Genomic DNA, 22,089 nt, shown 5'->3' with positions numbered 1-22,089 from the left:
CTTAAGGCTCGATAACCGAAATGGGTTTTGAATACATAGGTTTACCTTGGTTAATAGCAATTTCTACGCGGCGATTACGACCTCTGTCTCCAGCGTTTTCATTGGTCGACAATGGCGCGGTATCCGCCTTCCCTACCACCAACATGCGTTGCTCATCAAAACCGTCAGCTTTTCTAATTTCTTCTGCTACAGCAACCGCCCTTTGCGCGGATAAATCCCAGTTAGAGCGATATAACTCATTGGATATTTGCTGACTGTCACTGTGGCCAGAAATCTCTATCTCACCTGGAACATCTGCAAGTAATTCACCAATCGTCTTCAAAATGGGACGAAATTGGGGTTGTAGAAAGGCAGATCCCGCGGAAAACGATCCATTCTCACGGATCCTTATGATAATTTGCTGGCCTAAAGATTCCATTTCAATAGAACCATCTAAAATTTGTTTTTGTAATTGTTGAGCGACTTTTTTCATCAACTCGTTAGTTTGTTCTTGACTAGATTGTTGTTGAGCAGAAGACGAAGACTGGTCAGTAGCGGTTTGTTGTGCTGCTCCACCTCGTTGTTCACCTCGTTGTTTTTGCCGTCCGCCAGCAGAATCTTCATCGCCGGCTTGGAATTCCAACATTTCTTGGGTCATATCAACAGTTTGCTGCTGGATATTTTCGATGGGAGTGGGATCTGGTCTGCCAGGTCGAAATTCCATGGCAATAACACTGGTACCTTTAGGAATATCTTTGACTTCAATTTTATTCTGCACACCAAAAGCGAATTTCATTGAACCGGCAATTTGCTTAAATTTAAGCACATCCATTTCAGAAAAGGCCAGCAACAGCACAAAGAAACACATCAGCAGAGACATTAAGTCCGCAAAAGTCCCCATCCACGCAGGGAGTCCTTCAGGAGGACATTTTGGGCATTCTTGCTCTGCCATTGACTATTCTTCCTCTGTCGCCGCACCGCGCTTATTCGCAGCAAGATAACTTTTCAATATTCCTTCGATAACTCTTGGATTTTGTCCGTCTGCGATACCTATTATGCCGTCTAACACCAGGCTTTGATTAAGTTTCTCTTCGTTCGCACGGTTTAGCAATTTAACTGACATCGGCAAACAAATAACATTCGCAAAAAAAGCGCCATATAGGGTGGTTAATAGTGCCACAGCCATTGCGGGTCCAATTGCTTTTGGATCATCCATGTTAGAAAGCATAGCAACCAAGCCAATTAAAGTACCGATCATGCCCATTGCAGGAGCAACGTCTCCCATACCTTTGTAAATTGTGGCACCAAACTCGTGACGTTCAGTGGTCATCGCAATGTCTTTAGCAAGGGTATCTCTGACCACATCGACATCGTGGCCATCTACCAACATATCGACGCCTTTTTGCATGAATGCATTTTCTATTTCAGCTTCTTCAAGGGCCAAAAAGCCACCTTTTCTAGCTGCATCAGCCATTTCTACAATTTTCTGAATTAGGTCGTCAGGCGATTCAATCTTAAACATGAATGCTTTTCCGCCGATTTTACCCGCACCGAAAAACTGCCCAAGTGTGTACTGAGATAGCACCACAAACAATGTACCACCAAATACAATAAGGATAGATGGCACGTTCATAAACATACTAATGTCGCCACCCATAACCATGGCCATGACGACGAAACCGATTGCACCAAGCATACCTATAAGGGTCGCTAAATCCACATTGTCCTCCCAAGGATTCGATAAGCTAATCGAAAAAAGACCCGAATACCTTACTCTTTTTAAGGTATTTACCCGGATAAGTCACTGAATTATTCCATTTTATCGACTGTTGAAGCCGATTCTAAAGGAGTTATATCCAAGTTATAGGAAAACATAGCATATACAATTACAGTTTGGCACAAATGAACTACTAAAATTATCAAGTTTATTGCCCGCTATGTACCTAGGTGGAGTAAAATCCATTGACCAAAAATGGTGCCTCAGGTATCGTTCCCAACTTTTAAAATATTCGCTATTAAGGACACTGTACCAGATGAGTAAAGACAACGAACTAAGTGACAATTCGTTTGAAGACACAATGCAGGAATTAGAGCAACTGGTTGCAGAAATGGAACAGGGAGATATTCCTTTAGAACAAGCATTAGCGAAGTTTGAAAGGGGCATATCACTTGCTCGAAATAGCCAAAAAATGCTCAAAGCGGCTGAACAAAGAGTGCAGATTTTGATGCAACAAGATCAAGAAGATGTGCTTCAGGAGCTAGACCAACAACGGATAGATGAGTGACCGCTTTAGTTCAAAACCAAAAGCGCTTTCACCTGCGCATTGACAATTTACTCAATCAATATTTTGTCGAGCATTCGTCCCCTGCGACACGCTTAACACAAGCGATGCAATACGCATTACTCAATGGCGGAAAACGAACACGACCATTTTTGGTTTATGCTACTGGTGAAATGCTGGGTGTTTCTATAGATAAATTGGATGTGCCAGCCTTTGCAGTTGAATGTATTCATGCCTATTCGCTGATCCATGACGACTTACCTGCGATGGATGATGATGAACTGAGGCGGGGTAAGCCGACCTGTCACATAGCGTTTGATGAAGCAACTGCTATTTTGGCCGGTGACGCATTGCAAACTCTCGCCTTTGATGTACTTAGCTCAGCAGATTCTGCGATAAACAATCCAATTAAACAGTTGAAGCTGGTTAAATTGCTCTCTCAAGCTTCTGGAATTCACGGTATGTGTGCTGGGCAAGCCCTTGATTTAGCAGCCACCAATAAACCGATTTCCCAATCAGAGTTACAACAACTGCATAATCTCAAGACAGGTGCATTGTTTAAAGTATCGGTTTCCATGGCCACAATTTTGGCCGAAGATCTTGCTCCAGAAGTGAGTCAACTGCTTGATCAATATAGTGAAGCTTTAGGCCTAGCTTTTCAGGTTCAAGACGATATTTTAGATATAATAGGTGACTCCAAGGTGATTGGTAAACCGCAAGGTTCTGATCAAGCTCAGAACAAATCCACCTACCCTTCGTTGTTGGGATTAGAAGGTGCAAAAACATATTTGCAGCAACTTCATCAACAAGCACTTCACGCATTAGACGCTTTGCCATACAATACAACGTTATTGCGCGAATTTTCCGATTTTGTTGTTAATCGACGTTTTTAGACTCGCAAGCCACAAACATAAATAATACTAGGCAAAACATGACACTTGATTTAGCTCACTATCCTATCTTGGCAAAGGCCAATACGCCTGAAGATTTGCGTAAACTTCCACAAGAACAATTAAGACAGTGTGCAGATGAATTGCGTCAATACCTTTTGTCGTGCGTCAGTAAAAGTAGTGGGCATTTCGCTTCTGGACTAGGCACTGTTGAGCTAACGGTCGCACTTCATTATGTTTATAACACACCTTTTGATCGCCTCATCTGGGATGTGGGTCATCAGGCTTATCCCCATAAAATTCTGACAGGTCGTCGAGAACTAATGACGACCATTCGTCAAAAAGATGGCCTACATCCGTTTCCTTGGCCGTTAGAAAGCGAATACGATACCTTTGCTGTAGGTCACTCTTCAACGTCAATAAGCGCAGCCTTGGGCATGGCTGTGGCTGCTGAAAAAGAAGGTAAAGATCGTAAGGTAGTCGCGGTAATTGGTGATGGCGCTATGACCGCAGGTATGGCGTTTGAAGCTCTAAACCATGGCGGAGACATCAATAAAGATGTGTTGGTTATTCTGAACGATAACGAAATGTCGATTTCAGAAAATGTTGGCGCACTCAATAGTCATTTAGCGCGCCTGTTAACGGGAAACTTCTTCAATTCGATTCGCGATGGCGGCAAAAAATTATTAAGCAATGTACCGCCTATAAAAGAATTTGCCAGTCGAGCAGAAGAACATATAAAAGGTATGGTGGTTCCAGGCACCATATTTGAAGAGCTTGGATTTAATTATATCGGTCCTATCGACGGCCACGATGTGAAAGGGGTTGTTGAAACCTTACGTAACATGCGAAATATTAAAGGCCCACAAATTCTTCATGTGGTAACCAAAAAAGGCAAAGGATTTGAGTTAGCGGAAAAAGATCCGATTAAATTTCATGCCGTGCCTAAGTTCAACCCTGCAGACAATGGCTTACCAAAATCAGCTCCCAGTGGTCCTACTTTTTCAAACGTATTTGGCGAATGGTTATGTGATATGGCCGCTTTGGACTCAAAATTGATGGCCATCACTCCGGCAATGCGTGAAGGCTCGGGTATGGTCAAATTCTCTCAAGAATTTCCAGAACAGTACTTTGATGTGGCCATTGCCGAACAACATTCAGTAACCTTCGCTGCAGGTTTAGCCAAAGAAGGGCTCAATCCAGTTGTAGCAATTTATTCAACATTCTTACAGCGAGCTTATGATCAGTTAATTCATGACGTAGCATTGCAAAACCTTCCGGTGCTTTTTGCCGTAGACCGCGCTGGTTTGGTCGGTGCCGATGGTCCAACCCATCAAGGCGCCTTTGATATCCCCTTTATGCGCTGTATTCCGAACTTAATTATTATGGCCCCTTCTGACGAGAACGAGTGCCGTCAAATGCTGTACACCGGCCACAAACTAAATCAACCCGCGGCGGTACGTTATCCGCGAGGTACTGGGGTTGGTGCTAAAATTGAAAAAACCATGAGCGAAATTAAAATTGGTCAATCGCGGACGCTCAGACATGGTAATAAAGTAGCTATTTTGAATTTCGGTACCTTGCTGCCCTATGCTATTGAAGCGGCGGAAGAATTAGGAGCGACTATGGTAGATATGCGCTTTGTAAAACCTTTGGATAGCAACATAATCGATTCATTAGCCAAGGATTTTGAGCTATTTGTAAGCCTTGAAGATGGCGCAATTACGGGTGGTGCAGGCAGTGCAGTGGCAGAATATTTACTCAGTCAAAAGTACACGAGCAAGTTACTGCAAATAGGCTTACCTGATGAGTTCATCATGCAAGGAACGCAACAAGAGATGTATAAAGAGTTGCAATTAGACGGTGCTGGTATTGTTGCCAAAGTAAGAGAATTTTTAGACTAATCACTGACTTTTAACTGGCTATTTAATTAGCCAGTTATTTGATGTTGCTAGGGTCTTATAAGCTAAGTGACAGTGGCGGCAAAGATTCAGATAAATTTATAGAAGCTGGAAATAGTGGAAGAACAAGACGTTAAAAGTAACGAGCTATAGAACCCCGAAGTGCAGTAGCAAATGTAGACTAGCAAAAGCAGCGATTCCCGCCAACACATCGTCGGCCATAATACCAAAACCACCGTGAACATGTTTATCTAAGTAGCTTATTGGCCATGGTTTGAGAATATCGAAAACACGGAACAATACAAACCCCACCAGCATAGTCTGCCAGCTCAAAGGCACCGCAATCATAGTAATCATCATGCCTGCCACTTCATCCCAAACGATAGATGAATCATCGTGTACACCCATATCATCGGCAGTTTTGCCGCAAATCCAGATACCGGCAACACTGGCTATCAGACATAGAAATAGATAAACATTCAAGGAGACGGTTTCTAGCAGCAAGCAAACAAGTGGTACAGCGGCAAGGGTACCAAATGTTCCAGGCATTTTAGAGGCAAGGCCTGACCCTGCTCCTAAAGCCAAAAAATGTGCTGGGTTACTCAGCGTAACTCGGCTTCGTTGTTCAGCGTTCAAACGCTAAAGTGCTCAAAACATGCACCCTGTTGCTCATAAGGCTCATCATCAAAAACCAATTCAAGCTTTCGTTTTACGCCGGTAAGTTGACCAATGCAAGTTGCATTAATATTTGCGTTAGCCAAAGCAGTTTCTAAATTGCCCTTTTGTTCTTCATTAACAGTAAACAAAAGCTCATAGTCATCACCTGAACTGAGTGCATATTGGATTGCTTGCTCTAAATCGACCGTTTCTTTGAGGGCCACTGATAAGGGAAGATTTTTCACGTGGATTTTAGCACCACATTCAGATGCATTAAGAATATGTTGCAGGTCTTGCACTAGGCCGTCAGATATATCAATACAAGAGCTTGCCGTGCGTCGTAACGCCGTTCCAGCCAGCAATCTTGGTGCAGGATAATTTAGTCGGTTTAATAAGTAATTAGCAGCAAGTTCAGAACTATCGAGTTTGCCCAATTTAATATCTAGTCCGGCTCCTGCATCACCTATGGTGCCAGTAACATATACTAAGTCGCCAGGTTTAGCAGTGCTGCGCATTAACGCATGTTCATTCGGAACAAAACCGTGAGCTGTAATGGTAATTGCCAATGGACCTTGTACAGTATCACCGCCAATTAATTGTATTGAGTAGTATTTAGATACTTCAAATAGGGATTGTGAAAAAGCCTCTAACCAAGCTTCGTCTATATTAGGGAGAGATAGGGACAAACTAAACCAAGCTGGCTCCGCCCCCATAGCCGCCAGATCACTTAAATTAACCGCCAATGCTTTATGCGCAATCGCTTCAGGTGGCGTATCCACGGGAAAGTGCACGCCACTAATTAATGTATCAGTGGTGATGGCAAGGTTAAGGCCTTCAGGCACACGAGTGATTGCACAATCATCCCCAATGCCCTGAATTACGTCTTTACGCGACTCTCGCTCTTGTTTAAAAAAGCGATCAATAATATCAAATTCTTTCACGTTACTCTTTTGAAGATAATTCGTGTTTTCTGAGGGTTTTAATTGCTTTATCAAGCACACCGTTTACAAACTTATGGCTTTCGTCCGCACCGAAAGATTTCGCCAATTCGATAGCTTCGTTTATCACTACCTTGTAAGGGACATCAATACGTGCGGTAAGTTCATAGGTTGCAATGCGCAGAATAGCTTTTTCCACCACATCAAGTTCTTCTGGTAAACGCCCAAGGTATGGTTTGATCGTTTTATCAAGGTTTTCACTATCTTTGACAACATTTCGCAACAATTCTTGGAAATATGCCATATCGACTTTTTCCATATTTGTGCTTGTGGCAATTCCCAGTTCGATTTGCTCCACTGGGTTTTTGCTCATTTGCCAAGAGTAAACGGCTTGTACCGCAAGCTCTCTTGCTTTTCTACGTGCAGATGGCTTCACGGATTATGCCTCTTCAATTTGCGCGATGACATTTACCATTTCCAGTGCACCCATGGCCGCATCAGCGCCCTTGTTACCTGCTTTGGTGCCTGAACGTTCGATTGCTTGTTCAATGCTGTCAGTAGTGATTACACCGAAAGAAACCGGTATGCCGTATTCCAATGAAACCTGTGCTAGACCTTTATTACATTCGCCAGCAACAAAATCAAAATGGGGGGTACCGCCACGGATAACAGCACCTAAGGCAATAATAGCATCGTATTTTTTTTGCTCAGCTAATTTTTTAGCTACGATGGGAAGCTCATAAGCACCGGGAACTCGAACCAAAGTAATGTCTTGATCACTCACTTCACCCACACGTTCTAGAGTGTCTAATGCTCCGTCAACTAAGCTCTCAACAACAAAACTGTTAAACCGAGATACAACCAGCGCAAACTTTTTGCCGGTTGCGCGAACATTACCTTCAATGATATTCATGTTTGTGAAGCCCTGTAAGAAAAACGGCGCGGATTATAGCACAACGCCATGGAAACCCAAATGGATTAATATACGTAATCGACAACTTCTAGACCAAAACCCGATAAGGCGTGATATTTCTTAGGTTTGCTTAGCAAACGCATCTTACGCACCCCTAGGGTAGCGAGAATTTGACTTCCCACTCCAACGGTTCGTGAAGTGCCTTGATATTTAGCTGCAGCCGCACTTCTGCCTTGATCTTCGGCTTCAAATTGTTTTACCTGCGCAATCAGATCTTCTTGCTTACCCAATAGCACCAAAACGCCTCCTTCATCGGCGATTTTTTGCATCGCCTCGTGCAACCCCATGCTGCGCTGGGCAGAGCGTTCAGATGCAAATAAATCGTTAAACGTATTATGTAAGTGCACTCTAACCAAGGTAGGATTGTCACTGTCGATTTTGCCTTTACATAAAGCAAAATGCACTTGGTCATCAATGACATCTTTAAAGGTATGTAAATCAAACTCGCCGTAGCGAGTGGGCAATTTGCAACTAGCGACTTGTTCTATGGTCGTTTCATTGAGGTTTCTATATTCGATTAAATCGGCAATGGTACCCATTTTCAAATTATGCTTTTCAGCAAATAATTCTAGTTCAGGTCTTCGTGCCATAGTGCCATCTTCATTTAAGATTTCGACGATAACCGAAGCAGGTTCTGCACCAGCTAATCTTGCTAAGTCTACTCCTGCTTCAGTGTGGCCCGCTCTATTGAGTACACCACCCTCTTTGGCAATTAACGGAAAAATATGGCCAGGCTGAACAATATCTTCTGCTTTTGCATTTTTGTTGACGGCAGCCAAAATAGTTTGCGCTCGATCCGCCGCAGAAATCCCAGTAGTAACTCCCTTAGCGGCTTCAATTGAAACGGTGAAATTAGTAGAAAATTGGGCACTATTGTTATCGACCATTAATGGTAAATTCAAATGCTGACAGCGTTCTGCTGTCATTGGCAAACACACCAACCCTCGAGCATGGGTGACCATAAAATTGATAGCCTCAGGAGTCGCATATTCTGCGGCCATAATCAGATCGCCTTCATTTTCACGATCTTCATCATCCATCAGGATCACCATTTTGCCCTGTTTGATGTCTTCGATTATTTCTTCGATGCTATGTAATGCCATTGTGTAGGGTACTCTGTATTTTGTGTATTTTAATAGATTAAATTTGGTTTACTTCAAATAGCCGTTTTCAGCCAAAAATTGCAGATCTATGCCTGATTTATTCTGACTGTGTGCGGCTTTATCACCTAATATCAAACGCTCCAGATAGCGAGCAATCAAGTCCACTTCTAGATTAACTAAACTTCCAACTTGGTAATTACCGATAATTGTTTCTTGTAAGGTATGTGGAATTAACGTGAGCATAAACTTAGCTCCATCCACGTCATTGACAGTTAAGCTAACACCATCAATTGTAATGGAGCCTTTTTCAGATATGTATTTAGCTAATTCATCGGGTGCTTGAATCCAGATTTCTAACCAACGGTCAATCGGATTAATGGCCACGATTTTTCCCACACCATCCACATGACCACTGACAATATGGCCGCCAAAGCGAGAGCTTGCCTGCATGGCTTTCTCAAGGTTTACTTTGTCGCCCACAGTGTAGTTAGCAAAACCAGAACGTTTGATGGTTTCAGGAGAGACATCAACGCTGTAATGTTTATCTGAAAAATCCACAACGGTTAAACACACACCATTGGTGGCGATACTGTCACCTAATGCCACGTCTGACATATCTAACTTATTCACTGCAACGGTAAGGCGAATATCATCACCCTTGGGTTGCAATTTTGCGATATGACCTACATCTTCTATTATTCCAGTAAACATTTTGTCATCCGATATTTGCAAAAATTTCAATTGAGTCAGTTATTTAAAATGTGCGACCATTTTCAAATCATCACCGACCATACGAACAGTGGACCATCGTAACATTTTAGCTTGATTCATTTGTGTCAGTTCATCCATCACAAACAAATTTTGACCTTTATCCCCCAATAGTTTGGGCGCTTGATATAAAATCAACTCATCTACTAAGTCTTGTTGAACTAACGCCCCTGCAAGCCGGCCACCAGCCTCTACCCAAACTTCATTTAATTGTCTTTCAGACAAAATTTGTAACATGGCTTGTAAATCAAGTTTATTGCCTAGGCTATTTATTTGGACTTGTTCTACGCTGGCTCTTATTGAAGGGTTATGTTTGCGATTTATAATTAGATTTCGACCATCAAGATCAAACATTTTTAAATTATCAGTAAGTTGGTTTTTACCATCTAAAATAATTCGCAGGGGTTGCCGAAGTTCAGATTCAGTTATCCACGTTTTGGCATGACTTAATTCGTTATATCTTACATTTAGACTTGGATTATCGGCTAAAACCGTTCCGGAACCAGACAATATGGCGCAGCTCCTAGCTCGATGTTCTTGCACATCAGAGCGCGCCGCCGCCCCCGTAATCCATTGACTATGACCATTCGCTAATGCTGTTTTACCATCAAGGCTTGCGGCTAGTTTCACTGTGAGCCACGGACGATTATATTTCATCCGTTTTATAAAACCGCGATTTAATAGTTCAGCCTGCTCTGTCATTAGACCATGGGAGACATCGATACCTTGTTCAGATAAACGTTTTAATCCACTTCCCGCGACTTTCGGGTTGGGATCAACCATAGCAGCAACCACACGTTTCACACCGGCGTGAATTAACGCATCAGCGCAAGGAGGAGTTTTGCCAAAATGACTACAAGGCTCTAAAGTAACATAAGCGGTCGCGCCTAGTGCTTTGTCACCTGCTTGTTTAAGAGCATGTACTTCAGCATGAGGAGTGCCTGCTTTATGGTGCCATCCTTGACCTAGTACATCCCCATTTTGATTCGCAATAACACAGCCGACATTGGGATTTGGTGTCGTAGTAAATTGACCTTTGCTGGCCAACTTTAGAGCGATGCTCATTAAATGATGGTCTAAATTTGAAAAATTATAGGCAGACATTTTGTACCAATTTCGCTAAGCGGATAAAAAAATTAAGGCTTTTCACCTAATTTGGCAATTTCTTCACCAAACTCACGAATATCTTCGAATGAACGGTAAACCGATGCAAAACGCACGTAGGCGACTTTATCTAGCTCTTTGAGCGCATCCATGATCAAGCTGCCCAAGAATTCGCTGCTAATTTCCCGCTCTCCTGTTGCGCGCAAAGATGACTTCAACTGACTAATACAATGTTCCACTTTTTCAGTGCTTACGGGGCGTTTCTCTAATGCTCGCAATAAACCGGCGCGCAATTTATCTTCATTAAACGGCTCTCTTGAACCGTCGCGCTTAACCACTCTAGGCATCACTAACTCTGCAATTTCAAAGGTAGTAAAGCGCTCATGACAAGCGGTGCACTCTCGTCTGCGGCGCACCTGATGACCTTCGGCAACCAATCGGGAATCGATAACTTTAGTTTCTTGTTCAGAGCAGAAAGGACAAAACATAGACTTATTTTCTTTTCACTATCTACAGATGCTCGCTAAACTAGCATAAAAAAGTCAAAAGGTGATATATGCAACGTCTAATTTATCTATTATCAATAGTGATAATTATATTTAATGCGCACGTAGAGGCTGCTGATTCGAAATGTGTTTCCCTAACCCAACTGCAATGGCTTGTGGGGAACTGGCAAACGACGCCAGATGGCAATACCCAAGAAAGTTGGTTGAAAATAAGCGACGACACCTTAACAGGAACAGGCAGCAGCCGAGATGCATCAGGAAAACTCAAGCAACAAGAAAGTATGCGTTTAGTACAAATGCAAACAGAGATATTTTATTTAGCAAAAGTTGGCCACAATAGCTTACCAGTGGCCTTTAGAGCGAAAAACTGCACAGCAAATACCGTTACCTTTGAAAATCCAAATCACGATTTTCCAAAGCAAATAGAATATTTACGTACGGAAAACACCCTGTTAGTAAATGTGTCAGGTAACAATGGCAGAGGGTTTAAGGTGCACTACCAATTAAAACCAAGTGCCAATTAGTCTTTGGCAAGTGATTTACTCTTCAGTGACTAATTCAAATCCTTCGTCTAACCAACCTGTTACCCCACCAATGAGTTTTTTCACTGGTCGCCCCAATTCAGCTAATTTAAGAGCGGCCTTGTCAGCGCCATTGCAATGAGGGCCAGCACAATACACCACAAATAAGGTTTCATTAGGGTAAGTTTGGATTGTCTCAGAGTTGATGTTTTTGTGGGGTAAGTTTATCGCGTTGGGTAAATGGCCTTGTTTGAAAAGCACTAAACTTCGCACATCCAGCAACACAAAATCTTGACGGTTATTGCTGATGGCAAAATGTGTATCCCAACAATCCGTTTCTAAACTTAATAAATGTGCAAAATGGGCCTTTGCGATGTCAACTGACGCGGCAGGTATTCGTGATACTACTGATGACATATATTACTCCTCTAACAAAAGTGAGTTTTATTATCAGCAACTTAAGGGCAAAGGCAAAGTAGCTAGTAAGCCAATATTCGATGATTCTAAGACAAAAAAAAGCCGCTGATAAACAGCGGCTATATGTAGTAGAGTGTTAGAAATTAACCGTAAACGGGGAATTTCTCACATAATTCAATCACTTCTTTTTTAACTCTAGCAATAGTTTCCGCACTTTCAATATCATCAAGCACATCACTAATCCAATTTGCCACTTGTTTAGCTTCCTGTTCGCCAAACCCGCGACGGGTAATTGCTGGAGAGCCAATACGCAAGCCACTGGTTACAAAAGGAGAGCGAGGATCATTTGGTACCGAATTTTTGTTGACTGTGATATTGGCACTACCCAATGCAGCATCGGCATCTTTACCAGTAATATCTTTATCAATTAAATCCAGCAAAAACAGATGGTTATCTGTTCCATCCGAAACAATTTTATAGCCACGCTCTTGCATTACGCTAACCATAGCTTTGGCATTTACGACAACTTGCTTTTGATATTCTTTAAATTCTGGTTCTAGGGCTTCTTTAAAGGCTACTGCTTTTGCTGCAATCACGTGACACAAAGGACCACCTTGATTACCTGGAAATACAGAACTATTCAATTTTTTGTAAATAGTTTCGTCACCACAAGCAGATAGAATCAATCCACCACGAGGACCAGCTAACGTTTTATGGGTAGTAGTGGTTACGACATGTGCATGGGGTAATGGATTAGGATAAATCCCAGCAGCCACCAATCCAGCAACATGTGCCATATCAACCAACAAGAAAGCACCCACTTTATCGGCAATCTCACGGAACTTCTGCCAATCAACAATACCTGAATATGCAGAGAAGCCACCAATAATCATTTTCGGTTTATGCTCAAGTGCTAAATCTTCCACTTGCTGCATATCAATTTCGCCAGTCGCTTCATTTAGACCATACTGAACAGCATTATAGGTTTTGCCTGAAAAGCTAACATGAGCACCGTGAGTAAGGTGTCCACCATGAGCTAGACTCATTCCTAGAACGGTATCCCCAGCGTCAAGTAACGCCATAAAGACAGCAGAGTTTGCTTGCGATCCTGAATGCGGTTGTACATTGGCATACTCAGCACCAAATAGCTGTTTGGCTCGCTCAATCGCTAAATCTTCTGCGATATCAACATACTCACATCCACCGTAGTAACGCTTGTGAGGGTATCCTTCTGCGTATTTGTTGGTAAGTTGAGAACCTTGGGCTTCCAAAACTCGCGGACTACAATAATTTTCCGAGGCAATAAGCTCGATGTGATGCTCTTGGCGTTGAGTTTCTTTTACGATCGCATCGTATAACTCGGGGTCAAAGTCAGCAATATTCATGTTACGTTTCAGCATGGTGTCTCCTCAACAACTCGGCACAACGTTCAGGTGATAACGCATAATTTCACCTTCGCAGGGATAAAAAATGAGCGCTTATTCTAGTCATTTTGATCGTTTTGTACATACTTTTACTGAAAAATGATCCAAACCCTTAAGTATAATTTATACCTGTTAGAGAGGGCTATTGTGATTATTTACGAGAATCTAAACTGTTGCCCAAATACGGCTGAATATTTAATCAACAGACTCGATAAATTCTGGAAACCTTAGATTTATTTGTTGGCGAATCGCATCTAAGGTGAGCATCACACTGAGACTGTCTGCATGGTTCATTCTAGAATCGCAAGAACGCCCCAGTAATATTGACTCCATGGTTGATTCGATTTGATATTCAAAGCCATTAACTGGATGAGGGAAATCCAAGGTTTGTTGCAATTTTTCATTTTTGAATAATTGCGCTTGCCGTCCGTTCCAAAAATATGCCGGCAAAGAAATGTAACCATCTTTTCCATGAATGCTCATAACATTGGAGCATTGGGCAGCCATGGTACAGGTAAATTGACTAATGACGCCGGACGGATAAGTTAAATTCACCGCTGTATTGTGATCAATTCCATCTTTGTTTATTTTGGCTGTTGCCTGTATCTCAGATGGATTTTCGGCTAACAAATACTGACTCAAACTAACACTGTAAATTCCCAGGTCCAATAAGGCTCCGCCAGCCAACGCAGGATCGGATATACGGTGATTTTCTAGGTCTGAAAAAGCAAAACCAATTTGCGAAGTAATATATTCAACCTCACCAATTTGTTGTTGTTCTATCCACTCTTTAACCTGTTCAAAGCACGGCATGAAGCGGCTCCACATAGCCTCTTGAAATACACATTGATGTTGTTGAGAAAGACTTATCAATTGCTTAGTTTGCTGGGCATTTACCGTAAGCGGTTTCTCCATCAACACGTGTTTCCCAGCCATTAGGCACGCTTTGGCTAACGGAAAATGATGGGAATGTGGAGTGGCAATGTAGACCACATCAACGTTTGGATCGGCAATTAAAGCGTGATAATCTTCAAATGTCACAGGGGCGCGATATTGCTCTGAAAACGCTTTGGCACGCTCAATATTTCGACTTGCCACAGCATATAATATTCCTTGAACCGAACTTGCTAGTGCCGTAGCAAATTGATGGGCTATGACCCCTGGTCCAATAAGACCCCAATTCAACATAACTATTCCTAATTTCATTTCCGTTAAATTTATTCTGCAGAAGGTAAATAAAAATACAAGGGGCAAAGCGATAGTTTTAAACACGAAAACGATTCAACTAACGAGTACTTATCAGCAAATACCGTAATCTGTGGCAAAAAATATCACATCAGCATTGGACTGTGGCTCGGTCTGGATTACACTAATGTTTTACCCTTTATTAAATCGGTACTATGGCACAATACGTATATAGCATGCACAGAGTGGGCAAGATTGTCCCACCCAATAGACACATACTTAAAAACATTTCATTGAGTTTTTTCCCGGGCGCTAAAATTGGCGTTTTAGGTTTAAACGGCGCAGGTAAATCAACATTACTGCGCATTATGGCTGGAATTGACAAAGATATAGAAGGGGAAGCTAGGCCTTCTCCAGAGCTAAAAATTGGCTACCTCCCCCAAGAACCCCAATTAGATGAAAGTAAAGATGTGCGCGGTAATATTGAAGAAGCCGTTGCAGACGTTGCCCACGCTATTAAACGCTTAGATGAAGTCTACGCTGAATATGCAGAAGAAAACGCAGACTTTGATGCCTTGGCAAAAGAACAAGGCCAATTAGAAGCAATAATTCAAGCCAAAGACGGCCATAATCTGGAGAATTCTTTAGAACGAGCTGCAGATGCACTTCGTCTACCACCTTGGGATGCAGATGTAAGTAAATTGTCTGGTGGTGAAAGACGACGAGTGGCTCTGTGTCGGTTATTATTAGAAAAGCCTGACATGCTGCTTCTTGATGAGCCTACTAACCACTTGGATGCTGAATCAGTCGCTTGGCTCGAGCGTTTCTTACACGACTATGAAGGCACAGTAGTGGCGATTACCCATGACCGCTACTTCCTTGATAATGTCGCAGGTTGGATATTAGAACTTGACCGCGGCGAAGGTATTCCGTGGGAAGGTAATTACTCCTCTTGGCTTGAACAAAAAGACCAGCGTCTTGCCCAAGAAGAGCGCACAGAAAGCGCCCGTCAAAAATCCATTAAACAAGAATTAGAGTGGGTTCGTTCAAACCCCAAAGGCCGTCAAGCCAAAAGCAAAGCAAGAATGGCTAGGTTTGACGAATTGACCACTGGTGATTACCAGAAGCGTAATGAAACCAATGAGTTGTTTATTCCGCCCGGTGAGCGGCTAGGCGACAAAGTTATTGAAGTTACGGGGTTATCTAAGTCTTATGGAGATCGACTGTTAATCGATAATTTATCTTTTAGCATGCCAAAAGGCGCGATTGTCGGCATTATTGGCCCTAACGGTGCAGGTAAATCAACCCTGTTTCGTATGCTCACCGGACAAGAGCAGCCGGATTCGGGAGAAATCGTTTTAGGCGATACAGTGCAACTGGCAAGTGTCGAACAGTTTCGCGATCATATGAACGAGAAAAACACCGTTTACAAAGAGATATCCGATGACTCGGATATTATCCGAATTGGTAATTTCGAACTAAACAGTCGAGCATATTGTAGTCGTTTTAACTTTAAAGGTACTGACCAACAGAAATTTATTAAAGATCTCTCTGGTGGTGAACGTAATCGAGTTCATTTAGCGAAATTGCTTAAAGCAGGTGGCAACGTACTTCTGTTAGATGAACCAACCAACGACCTAGATGTTGAAACCTTGAGAGCCTTGGAAAATGCAATTTTGGAATTCCCTGGTTGTGCTATGGTTATTTCCCATGACCGTTGGTTTCTAGACAGAGTGGCCACTCACATTATGGATTACCGTGATGAGGGAAAAATCAACTTCTATGAAGGTAATTACACCGATTACGAAGCTTGGTTAAAAGAAACCCTTGGAGAAGATGTGGTAGAACCCCACAGACTTAAATACAAAAAAATCAGTAAATAGCCAGTGAGACGCGCGAATATCAGTGTGTGAAAGATGTGTCCGGGTAAAATCTTGGGCGCATTCACACGCTTTTTATGCTTAACTATGGCCATTGATGGCAACTTTGGGACTTACTATGGAAAAACGTCAATTTAACCGCGTTGATTTTTCAGCGCCAGCCATTTTGTTCCAACAAAATCGTCATTGGCAAACTAGCATTATTGATATTTCTTTAAATGGCGCACTTATTGGATATCCCGATGAATTTGAGGCTGACCTAGAGCAAGAATTTGAACTCAATATAGAGATCGAAGGAACTAACCAAGTAATTAAAATGTTTGGTGAAATCGTGCATTGTGCAAATCATTGTTTAGGCTTTCATATTAAATGTATGGACATTGACAGCATTTCAGATTTACGCAGGTTAGTTGAACTAAATTTAGGTGATGCTTCACTGCTGCAAAGAGACATAACTTCTTTAGTTTCTTAATCCTAAGTATAATAAACATTAGTATAAATTTTATGTACACTCTTGTGTACTTAACATACCCAGCTCAAAAACGAACTTTATATAAGTGTTTTGTTGAAAAGCTTAAGACAGGAGTTTGAGTTATCTTCAAAGTAGTTGACAAATTATTTGAAAAAGACAAAGTTTTGATTCTGATAGTGGAAGATGAACCAATTAGTGCATTAATTGCAGCTAAAGCGCTTTCAGATAATTTTATAACCCATCATGCAGCCTCTGGGCAAGAAGCTTTAGACTTTTGCAGCCATAGACTACCTGACATCATATTGATGGATATCAACATGCCCGTTATGGACGGTTTGACTGCGTGTAGAAAGCTAAAAGAAAACGAAAGTACACAAGAGATTCCGATCATTTTTGTTAGCTCCCACAACTCGCCAGAAGCAGAAGATGAATGCTGGGAAGCGGGATGCACCGACTTTATAACCAAACCTTTTTCTGTGACCACACTGCGGCATAGAGTCAATTCACATTTAGCCGCTAAATTAATGGCGGATAAACTTACGCGATTGGCTACTGTCGATGGATTAACAGAGGTACAAAATCGACATTATTTTGATGGCTTTTTGGGCAATCAGATGAAGCTGTGCACGCGAATGAAACATCATATTGGATTAATCCTAATCGATATCGATAATTTTAAGCTTTATAACGACACTTACGGTCATATCAAGGGAGATTATTGTTTACGGGCAGTAGCAGATGCATTGGGTAAAGTTTTAAAACGTCCCACAGACTGTCTAGCCAGATACGGAGGCGAGGAATTTGCGATAGTGCTGCCTCATACTGATTTGAGCGGCGTACAATATATTGCCGATAGCATGCTTAACGCTGTTCGAAACTTGAATTTACCACATAAGCTATCGAGTTTTAGTCGGATAACAATCAGTGCAGGCGGTATCTGTCTTTCTCCTCAGGATCTAACCCCGAATGAACTTATCCAAAAAGCAGATCAAAAATTATATGCAGCGAAAGATGCAGGCCGTGATCAATTCATTATTGAGTAGGCCTGCATAGACTCCACTATAACGCCTCTAATGCTTCAGATAATCGCGAAACCGCTACGACTTCAATGCCCGGAATCACCTGTTTAGGTTTGTTTCCTTTAGGTACGATTGCTCGCTTAAAGCCATGTTTGGCAGCCTCTTGAATACGTTCAGTTCCATTTGGTACCGGACGTATTTCGCCCGCTAACCCCACCTCACCAAACGCAATAAGCTCTCGCGATAGAGTATGATTCCTAAAACTGGATATCATTGCCAACAACAGGGCTAAATCGACACTGGTTTCGGCTATACGCACCCCTCCGACGACATTGACAAACACATCTTGATCATTCATTTGCACGTTGCCGTGTCGATGTAAAACCGCAAGTAACATAGCCAAACGATTAGCTTCAGTGCCCACCGCGATACGTTTAGGATTTGCCATTTGAGAATAATCGACCAACGCCTGAATCTCCACCAACAAAGGACGGGTTCCTTCCCAAACCACCATTACGATGCTGCCTGGTGATTGTTGCTCTTCGCGACTCAAGAAGATGGCGGATGGATTGCTTACTTCTTTCAATCCCTTATCGGTCATCGCGAACACACCCAACTCATTCACTGCGCCAAAACGATTTTTATTACCTCGTAATGTTCGGTATCGGCTATCACTTTCGCCTTCGAGCATCATTGAACAGTCAATACAGTGTTCCAATACCTTAGGGCCTGCCAAATTGCCTTCTTTGGTTACATGCCCCACTAAAAACATGGCAATGTGATGTTGTTTAGCAAAACGTGTGAGAAAAGCTGCACTTTCGCGCACCTGAGAAACACTGCCCGGTGCAGATTGAATATCACTCACATGCATAACCTGTATAGAGTCAATCACCATGATGTCTGGTTTATGTACTAATGCTAATTCACAAATCGTTTCGACATTGGTTTCGGCTAGCACTTTTAATTTCGCAGTAGGTAATCCTAAACGTTGAGCGCGCATCGCAACTTGTTGCAACGATTCTTCGCCGGTCACATAAAGCGTATTCCGTCCTTGAGCCAAGTGACACATAACTTGCAATAATAAGGTACTTTTACCCGCTCCAGGAGAACCACCAATAAGCATTGCTGCACCAGGCACAACACCGCCTCCGAGTACTCGGTCTAGCTCTTTAAAACCGGCACTAAAGCGCGGCAGCGCTTGTAAGTCTATTTTATCTAAGGTTTCGACCTTGGCATGAGTTTGCCCTGCATAACCTTTTAAATTTCGTTCTGGTGAATGTTTGTCAGAACTGAGAACCACTTCAGAAATAGTGTTCCATGCCTGACAATCGTTACATTGTCCTTGCCAGCGAGGGAACTCTGCTCCACAATCGGTACATACAAAAGCAATTTTACGTTTAGCCATAAGTTGTTGAACTACATTAAATTAGGGCTAGTTGAGTAAATCAACTAAACCGGTAAGTTGGGATCAAAGGTTATTTATTCGTTGCCGATAAAAGAATATCATAACGACGCCTTAACCATAGCGAACATTTGATTGGCATGAGTCAAGATTTAGAAAAGTACCACGACATTATAGAACAGTTAAAACCAATGATAAATGAACCTGAATTTAATCAGGTTCTATCGCAGGTGGCTTCAGGCATCCCCAAACAAAAACGTTTTTTAATTAAAATGGAATTAAAGCGCCTATCCCGCCCCTGCCTGCGGCTTATCGATCTCAGAGGACAAGTGGCCGGTGACTGTCGAGAATTTACCTATCAAGATAAAACCCACTTTCTAGATGATACTGCCATTGATGTGTTCGAAAAGCAGGTACGGCTTTTTGGTGAATATACCATGGGCGTTTATGAGGCGGTCAAAAATACCGAAAACAGTTATCGAGTTATTTATCAAAAGCAAAGAGAAGAAGCTGAGAAAGAAGGGGTCGTAGTAGAAGAACGAAAACCCCACCATGCTGAAGTTCTGCGCTTTGGTGAATATGCAAAACGCAGTGAAGAGCGGATGAATTTTGCGGTGAATATTGAGTTGTTTACCGAGCTGAATAAGAGCATCCAAGCGACTACCATTGACGTTTCAGTAAGTGGTTTAAAAGTGAAAGTAGCCAACGAACATCTGTTCAAAGTTGGCGAACGTATAACAGTCCAATTCAGAGGCTTGGAAGGCGAATACACTATTGATCGCAAGGTTGGGGTTGGTTATAACATAGTCGATGTAGAAAACAGTCAGCGCGAACAACGTATTTCATTGCAGAAGAATGATGAGCATGCTCCCCATTCCTTTAAAGATTTTTTTGAAAAGTTTATCCATGGCAATAAACGTCGCTATAAAGTTAATATGGACAACACGCTCACGGCGATACATTTAAAAACCTACGAGCAGTATTTCATTCCCAATGTCACCTCTGTGCCGATTTATATCGAAAAAATAAACAATATCTATGTTCCCAAATACGCATTAATTAATGACAGTAATAAAGACCCATTATATTACTGGAGCGATGAGTTATTTGAGCTGCGTTTAGGTTACGTTTTAGGACATCAACGTATTGCACGGCTGTTAACCTTGCCTGAGCACTTTCAGGAAACCATTGTGTATTCTTTTAATCACGTTAAAGATGACAAAGTTTACTTTTATTCAGCCACCCAAGAAGAATTGTTTGAGCGTCCTGATTTAATGAAGGTTTTCCTTGGTTATGGCGGCAGAAAAGCCAGTTGGCGGGTTTTCAAATTACAAATTACAAACCTAGATTTAAATCAGGTACACATGCCGCTGTCTTTGCCCGACACTGTCAGCAGTGCTGTGAAGCGTCAAAATCATCCACCGGCACCAAGATTAATGTCGCGCCTTAAAAATGTCAGACATATCGCCCTATTAACAGATATAACCGATGAAGTGGGCACCCAAAATTACGAAAAAATCCCCATTCGCCGTGGCGAAATATCACAGCTTAAAGTGTTTGGGCATCCTCGAAACAAACTGCCACCAGCGGTGCAAATGTTTCGATTTAAATACCATAACCAACGCAAAGAAACTCGCTATCAACTGCGCACAAAAGTGCAATTAAATTTTGGTGACATGACCATCGAAGGAAGCAGTGAAGATGTGTCTACACGAGGAATGCGCGTTGAGTTGAATGACTTTTTCCATGGCGAAGAAAACGATCTCGTGAAACTCAGTTTCCCGCTACTACAAAATGTCACCAAAAAATTTAACCTTGCCAACTTACCATACAAAGTGAAAGGCATTTCATACGATCGAAACGTACTGCATTTACAAGCTGTAGTAGATTCGGTTAACAAGACGGCACAACGCTTTTTTGACGAGCTGATACGCAATAACCGAGGCAAATTAAAGGCCCACAGTGAAGAAGAGGAAATTCCAGGGATGGGCTCAGCATTGCGCAATCTGTTTGCTAAGAATGTGCTCAATACCGCCTTTTTTATCCGTAAAGAAGGGATTGATTTTCTACCTGATGCGATAGTTACTAGCAATCCGAATAGTCGGTTAAATAATCTATTGGCTTTTGATGCTGAAAGCGGCCAATACAATATGCATTTTTTATATTCAACTTACGGCGTTGAACTCGACTTTATTCAATACACCTTGAAAAAGATCAAAACAAATAACAAACCTGTAATGCGAGAAATATTTGTTGCCTTCGACCCAAGCCGTGAATTCATCAATGAGGCAATTAAGAGCCGTTTTTCAGATCAGTTTCATGGTGATAAAGAACGCAAAAACTTCATTAATCAAGCACGCGAATCGGGCCAATTTATAGCGGTTAAAGTATTTTTAGCCAGAGCAGGACGGCCTGATATTGAACGATTGCAAGCAGAAATTAGTTACGTAGGTATTTACGCAATACATCGTGCCAAAATACTCGAAGAACAACTTTGGAATATTATTGGCGTAGGTGATTTGATCGATGTCACCGACGAAGTGATGATTCGACATAACTTTAGCCAGCAACAGATTTTTGATAACCAACAGATGCCGGCTTATCACAAGGTAAATTCCGACAAAATCGAAGATTTGTTAAAGGCCTAGCCGACACTAATACTAGAATT

Annotated in this window: 22 protein-coding genes; 8 read left to right on the top strand and 14 right to left on the bottom strand. The window is 42.0% G+C overall.

The genetic code is table 11. The features are described from left to right. Nucleotide 1: 1 nt before the first annotated feature. Both VUI23_RS05820 and pomA read right to left on the bottom strand, forming a co-directional pair. Nucleotides 2-931 (bottom strand): flagellar motor protein MotB, encoded by a 930-nt coding sequence (locus VUI23_RS05820; protein WP_216050048.1) that lies wholly within the window; start codon nucleotides 929-931, stop codon nucleotides 2-4. A gap of 3 nt (nucleotides 932-934) precedes the next feature. After that, nucleotides 935-1,699, bottom strand: coding sequence for a flagellar motor protein PomA (gene pomA, locus VUI23_RS05815; RefSeq protein ID WP_216050047.1), 765 nt, complete (start codon nucleotides 1,697-1,699; stop codon nucleotides 935-937). Nucleotides 1,700-2,012: 313 nt separating this feature from the next. Between pomA and VUI23_RS05810 the strand changes: the two genes are divergently transcribed. The 3 genes from VUI23_RS05810 to dxs are packed head-to-tail and all read left to right on the top strand — an operon-like array spanning nucleotide 2,013 to nucleotide 5,055. Continuing rightward, complete coding sequence (locus VUI23_RS05810) at nucleotides 2,013-2,264, top strand: exodeoxyribonuclease VII small subunit (RefSeq protein ID WP_216050046.1); 252 nt, start codon at nucleotides 2,013-2,015, stop codon at nucleotides 2,262-2,264. Further along, nucleotides 2,261-3,154 (top strand): (2E,6E)-farnesyl diphosphate synthase, encoded by an 894-nt coding sequence (ispA, locus tag VUI23_RS05805; protein WP_216050045.1) that lies wholly within the window; start codon nucleotides 2,261-2,263, stop codon nucleotides 3,152-3,154. The genes VUI23_RS05810 and ispA overlap by 4 nt, the downstream gene beginning before the upstream one ends. Before the next feature lie 38 nt (nucleotides 3,155-3,192). Next, nucleotides 3,193-5,055: a 1-deoxy-D-xylulose-5-phosphate synthase gene (dxs, locus tag VUI23_RS05800; protein WP_342807278.1), complete on the top strand. Its 1,863-nt coding sequence runs from the start codon at nucleotides 3,193-3,195 to the stop codon at nucleotides 5,053-5,055. Between the two features lie 144 nt (nucleotides 5,056-5,199). Here the strand turns inward: dxs and VUI23_RS05795 are convergent, their stop codons facing one another. From VUI23_RS05795 to nrdR, 8 genes are all read right to left on the bottom strand, one after another. Further along, complete coding sequence (locus tag VUI23_RS05795) at nucleotides 5,200-5,688, bottom strand: phosphatidylglycerophosphatase A (protein ID WP_303499506.1); 489 nt, start codon at nucleotides 5,686-5,688, stop codon at nucleotides 5,200-5,202. Next, a complete protein-coding gene (gene thiL / locus VUI23_RS05790) occupies nucleotides 5,685-6,650 on the bottom strand; it encodes a thiamine-phosphate kinase (protein WP_342807276.1) in 966 nt (321 codons plus the stop codon). Before thiL ends, VUI23_RS05795 begins: the two co-directional genes overlap by 4 nt. Before the next feature lies 1 nt (nucleotide 6,651). Then, complete coding sequence (gene nusB, locus VUI23_RS05785) at nucleotides 6,652-7,083, bottom strand: transcription antitermination factor NusB (RefSeq protein WP_216050041.1); 432 nt, start codon at nucleotides 7,081-7,083, stop codon at nucleotides 6,652-6,654. A gap of 3 nt (nucleotides 7,084-7,086) precedes the next feature. Then, nucleotides 7,087-7,560 carry a 6,7-dimethyl-8-ribityllumazine synthase gene (gene ribE / locus VUI23_RS05780; RefSeq protein WP_008845708.1) on the bottom strand — a complete coding sequence of 158 codons (474 nt, stop codon included), beginning with the start codon at nucleotides 7,558-7,560 and terminating at the stop codon, nucleotides 7,087-7,089. Between the two features lie 65 nt (nucleotides 7,561-7,625). Next, nucleotides 7,626-8,723: a bifunctional 3,4-dihydroxy-2-butanone-4-phosphate synthase/GTP cyclohydrolase II gene (ribBA, locus tag VUI23_RS05775; RefSeq protein WP_303499510.1), complete on the bottom strand. Its 1,098-nt coding sequence runs from the start codon at nucleotides 8,721-8,723 to the stop codon at nucleotides 7,626-7,628. A 48-nt stretch (nucleotides 8,724-8,771) separates the two neighbouring features. Continuing rightward, complete coding sequence (locus tag VUI23_RS05770) at nucleotides 8,772-9,434, bottom strand: riboflavin synthase (RefSeq protein WP_216050039.1); 663 nt, start codon at nucleotides 9,432-9,434, stop codon at nucleotides 8,772-8,774. A 39-nt stretch (nucleotides 9,435-9,473) separates the two neighbouring features. After that, complete coding sequence (ribD, locus tag VUI23_RS05765) at nucleotides 9,474-10,595, bottom strand: bifunctional diaminohydroxyphosphoribosylaminopyrimidine deaminase/5-amino-6-(5-phosphoribosylamino)uracil reductase RibD (protein ID WP_342807274.1); 1,122 nt, start codon at nucleotides 10,593-10,595, stop codon at nucleotides 9,474-9,476. Between the two features lie 32 nt (nucleotides 10,596-10,627). Continuing rightward, entirely contained in the window at nucleotides 10,628-11,083 is a 456-nt protein-coding gene (nrdR, locus tag VUI23_RS05760) for a transcriptional regulator NrdR (RefSeq protein ID WP_216050037.1), read from the bottom strand. A gap of 68 nt (nucleotides 11,084-11,151) precedes the next feature. On the opposite strand from nrdR, the gene VUI23_RS05755 reads away from it, so the two are divergent. Continuing rightward, complete coding sequence (locus VUI23_RS05755) at nucleotides 11,152-11,625, top strand: DUF6265 family protein (RefSeq protein ID WP_342807272.1); 474 nt, start codon at nucleotides 11,152-11,154, stop codon at nucleotides 11,623-11,625. A 15-nt stretch (nucleotides 11,626-11,640) separates the two neighbouring features. Here the strand turns inward: VUI23_RS05755 and VUI23_RS05750 are convergent, their stop codons facing one another. The 3 genes from VUI23_RS05750 to VUI23_RS05740 form a co-directional block, all read right to left on the bottom strand. Then, nucleotides 11,641-12,039 carry a rhodanese-like domain-containing protein gene (locus VUI23_RS05750; protein WP_342807270.1) on the bottom strand — a complete coding sequence of 133 codons (399 nt, stop codon included), beginning with the start codon at nucleotides 12,037-12,039 and terminating at the stop codon, nucleotides 11,641-11,643. 143 nt (nucleotides 12,040-12,182) lie between these two features. Then, a complete protein-coding gene (gene glyA / locus VUI23_RS05745) occupies nucleotides 12,183-13,439 on the bottom strand; it encodes a serine hydroxymethyltransferase (protein WP_216050034.1) in 1,257 nt (418 codons plus the stop codon). A gap of 219 nt (nucleotides 13,440-13,658) precedes the next feature. Next, a complete protein-coding gene (locus VUI23_RS05740) occupies nucleotides 13,659-14,651 on the bottom strand; it encodes a Gfo/Idh/MocA family oxidoreductase (protein WP_342807268.1) in 993 nt (330 codons plus the stop codon). A gap of 212 nt (nucleotides 14,652-14,863) precedes the next feature. Here VUI23_RS05740 and ettA point away from each other — a divergent pair, with 212 nt between their 5' ends. The 3 genes from ettA (at nucleotide 14,864) to VUI23_RS05725 (ending at nucleotide 18,043) form a co-directional block, all read left to right on the top strand. Next, complete coding sequence (ettA, locus tag VUI23_RS05735; protein WP_216050032.1) at nucleotides 14,864-16,531, top strand: energy-dependent translational throttle protein EttA; 1,668 nt, start codon at nucleotides 14,864-14,866, stop codon at nucleotides 16,529-16,531. Between the two features lie 115 nt (nucleotides 16,532-16,646). Continuing rightward, nucleotides 16,647-17,000, top strand: a complete 354-nt coding sequence (locus VUI23_RS05730) for a PilZ domain-containing protein (RefSeq protein ID WP_216050031.1) — start codon at nucleotides 16,647-16,649, stop codon at nucleotides 16,998-17,000. Nucleotides 17,001-17,164: 164 nt separating this feature from the next. Further along, nucleotides 17,165-18,043, top strand: a complete 879-nt coding sequence (locus VUI23_RS05725; RefSeq protein ID WP_342807266.1) for a diguanylate cyclase — start codon at nucleotides 17,165-17,167, stop codon at nucleotides 18,041-18,043. 16 nt (nucleotides 18,044-18,059) lie between these two features. On the opposite strand, the gene radA is transcribed toward VUI23_RS05725, so the two are convergent. Next, nucleotides 18,060-19,424 (bottom strand): DNA repair protein RadA, encoded by a 1,365-nt coding sequence (radA, locus tag VUI23_RS05720; RefSeq protein ID WP_216050029.1) that lies wholly within the window; start codon nucleotides 19,422-19,424, stop codon nucleotides 18,060-18,062. Between the two features lie 137 nt (nucleotides 19,425-19,561). On the opposite strand from radA, the gene VUI23_RS05715 reads away from it, so the two are divergent. Next, a complete protein-coding gene (locus VUI23_RS05715; RefSeq protein ID WP_303499516.1) occupies nucleotides 19,562-22,069 on the top strand; it encodes a PilZ domain-containing protein in 2,508 nt (835 codons plus the stop codon). Nucleotides 22,070-22,089: the final 20 nt, after the last annotated feature.

It is taken from the genome of Alteromonas sp. M12, assembly GCF_037478005.1.
In the GTDB taxonomy this organism is placed as follows: domain Bacteria; phylum Pseudomonadota; class Gammaproteobacteria; order Enterobacterales; family Alteromonadaceae; genus Aliiglaciecola; species Aliiglaciecola lipolytica_A.
Note: the sequence above shows the minus strand (reverse complement) of the source record. Positions and strands in the feature narration are given on the sequence as shown.

Coding starts and splice junctions, on each gene's coding strand:
- VUI23_RS05820 (WP_216050048.1), bottom strand. CDS start 931: ATGGCAGAGCAAGAATGCCCAAAATGTCCTCCTGAAGGACTCCCTGCG.
- VUI23_RS05810 (WP_216050046.1), top strand. CDS start 2,013: ATGAGTAAAGACAACGAACTAAGTGACAATTCGTTTGAAGACACAATG.
- dxs (WP_342807278.1), top strand. CDS start 3,193: ATGACACTTGATTTAGCTCACTATCCTATCTTGGCAAAGGCCAATACG.
- ribE (WP_008845708.1), bottom strand. CDS start 7,560: ATGAATATCATTGAAGGTAATGTTCGCGCAACCGGCAAAAAGTTTGCG.
- ribBA (WP_303499510.1), bottom strand. CDS start 8,723: ATGGCATTACATAGCATCGAAGAAATAATCGAAGACATCAAACAGGGC.
- VUI23_RS05770 (WP_216050039.1), bottom strand. CDS start 9,434: ATGTTTACTGGAATAATAGAAGATGTAGGTCATATCGCAAAATTGCAA.
- ribD (WP_342807274.1), bottom strand. CDS start 10,595: ATGTCTGCCTATAATTTTTCAAATTTAGACCATCATTTAATGAGCATC.
- nrdR (WP_216050037.1), bottom strand. CDS start 11,083: ATGTTTTGTCCTTTCTGCTCTGAACAAGAAACTAAAGTTATCGATTCC.
- VUI23_RS05755 (WP_342807272.1), top strand. CDS start 11,152: ATGCAACGTCTAATTTATCTATTATCAATAGTGATAATTATATTTAAT.
- VUI23_RS05750 (WP_342807270.1), bottom strand. CDS start 12,039: ATGTCATCAGTAGTATCACGAATACCTGCCGCGTCAGTTGACATCGCA.
- glyA (WP_216050034.1), bottom strand. CDS start 13,439: ATGCTGAAACGTAACATGAATATTGCTGACTTTGACCCCGAGTTATAC.
- VUI23_RS05740 (WP_342807268.1), bottom strand. CDS start 14,651: ATGTTGAATTGGGGTCTTATTGGACCAGGGGTCATAGCCCATCAATTT.
- ettA (WP_216050032.1), top strand. CDS start 14,864: ATGGCACAATACGTATATAGCATGCACAGAGTGGGCAAGATTGTCCCA.
- VUI23_RS05730 (WP_216050031.1), top strand. CDS start 16,647: ATGGAAAAACGTCAATTTAACCGCGTTGATTTTTCAGCGCCAGCCATT.
- radA (WP_216050029.1), bottom strand. CDS start 19,424: ATGGCTAAACGTAAAATTGCTTTTGTATGTACCGATTGTGGAGCAGAG.
- VUI23_RS05715 (WP_303499516.1), top strand. CDS start 19,562: ATGAGTCAAGATTTAGAAAAGTACCACGACATTATAGAACAGTTAAAA.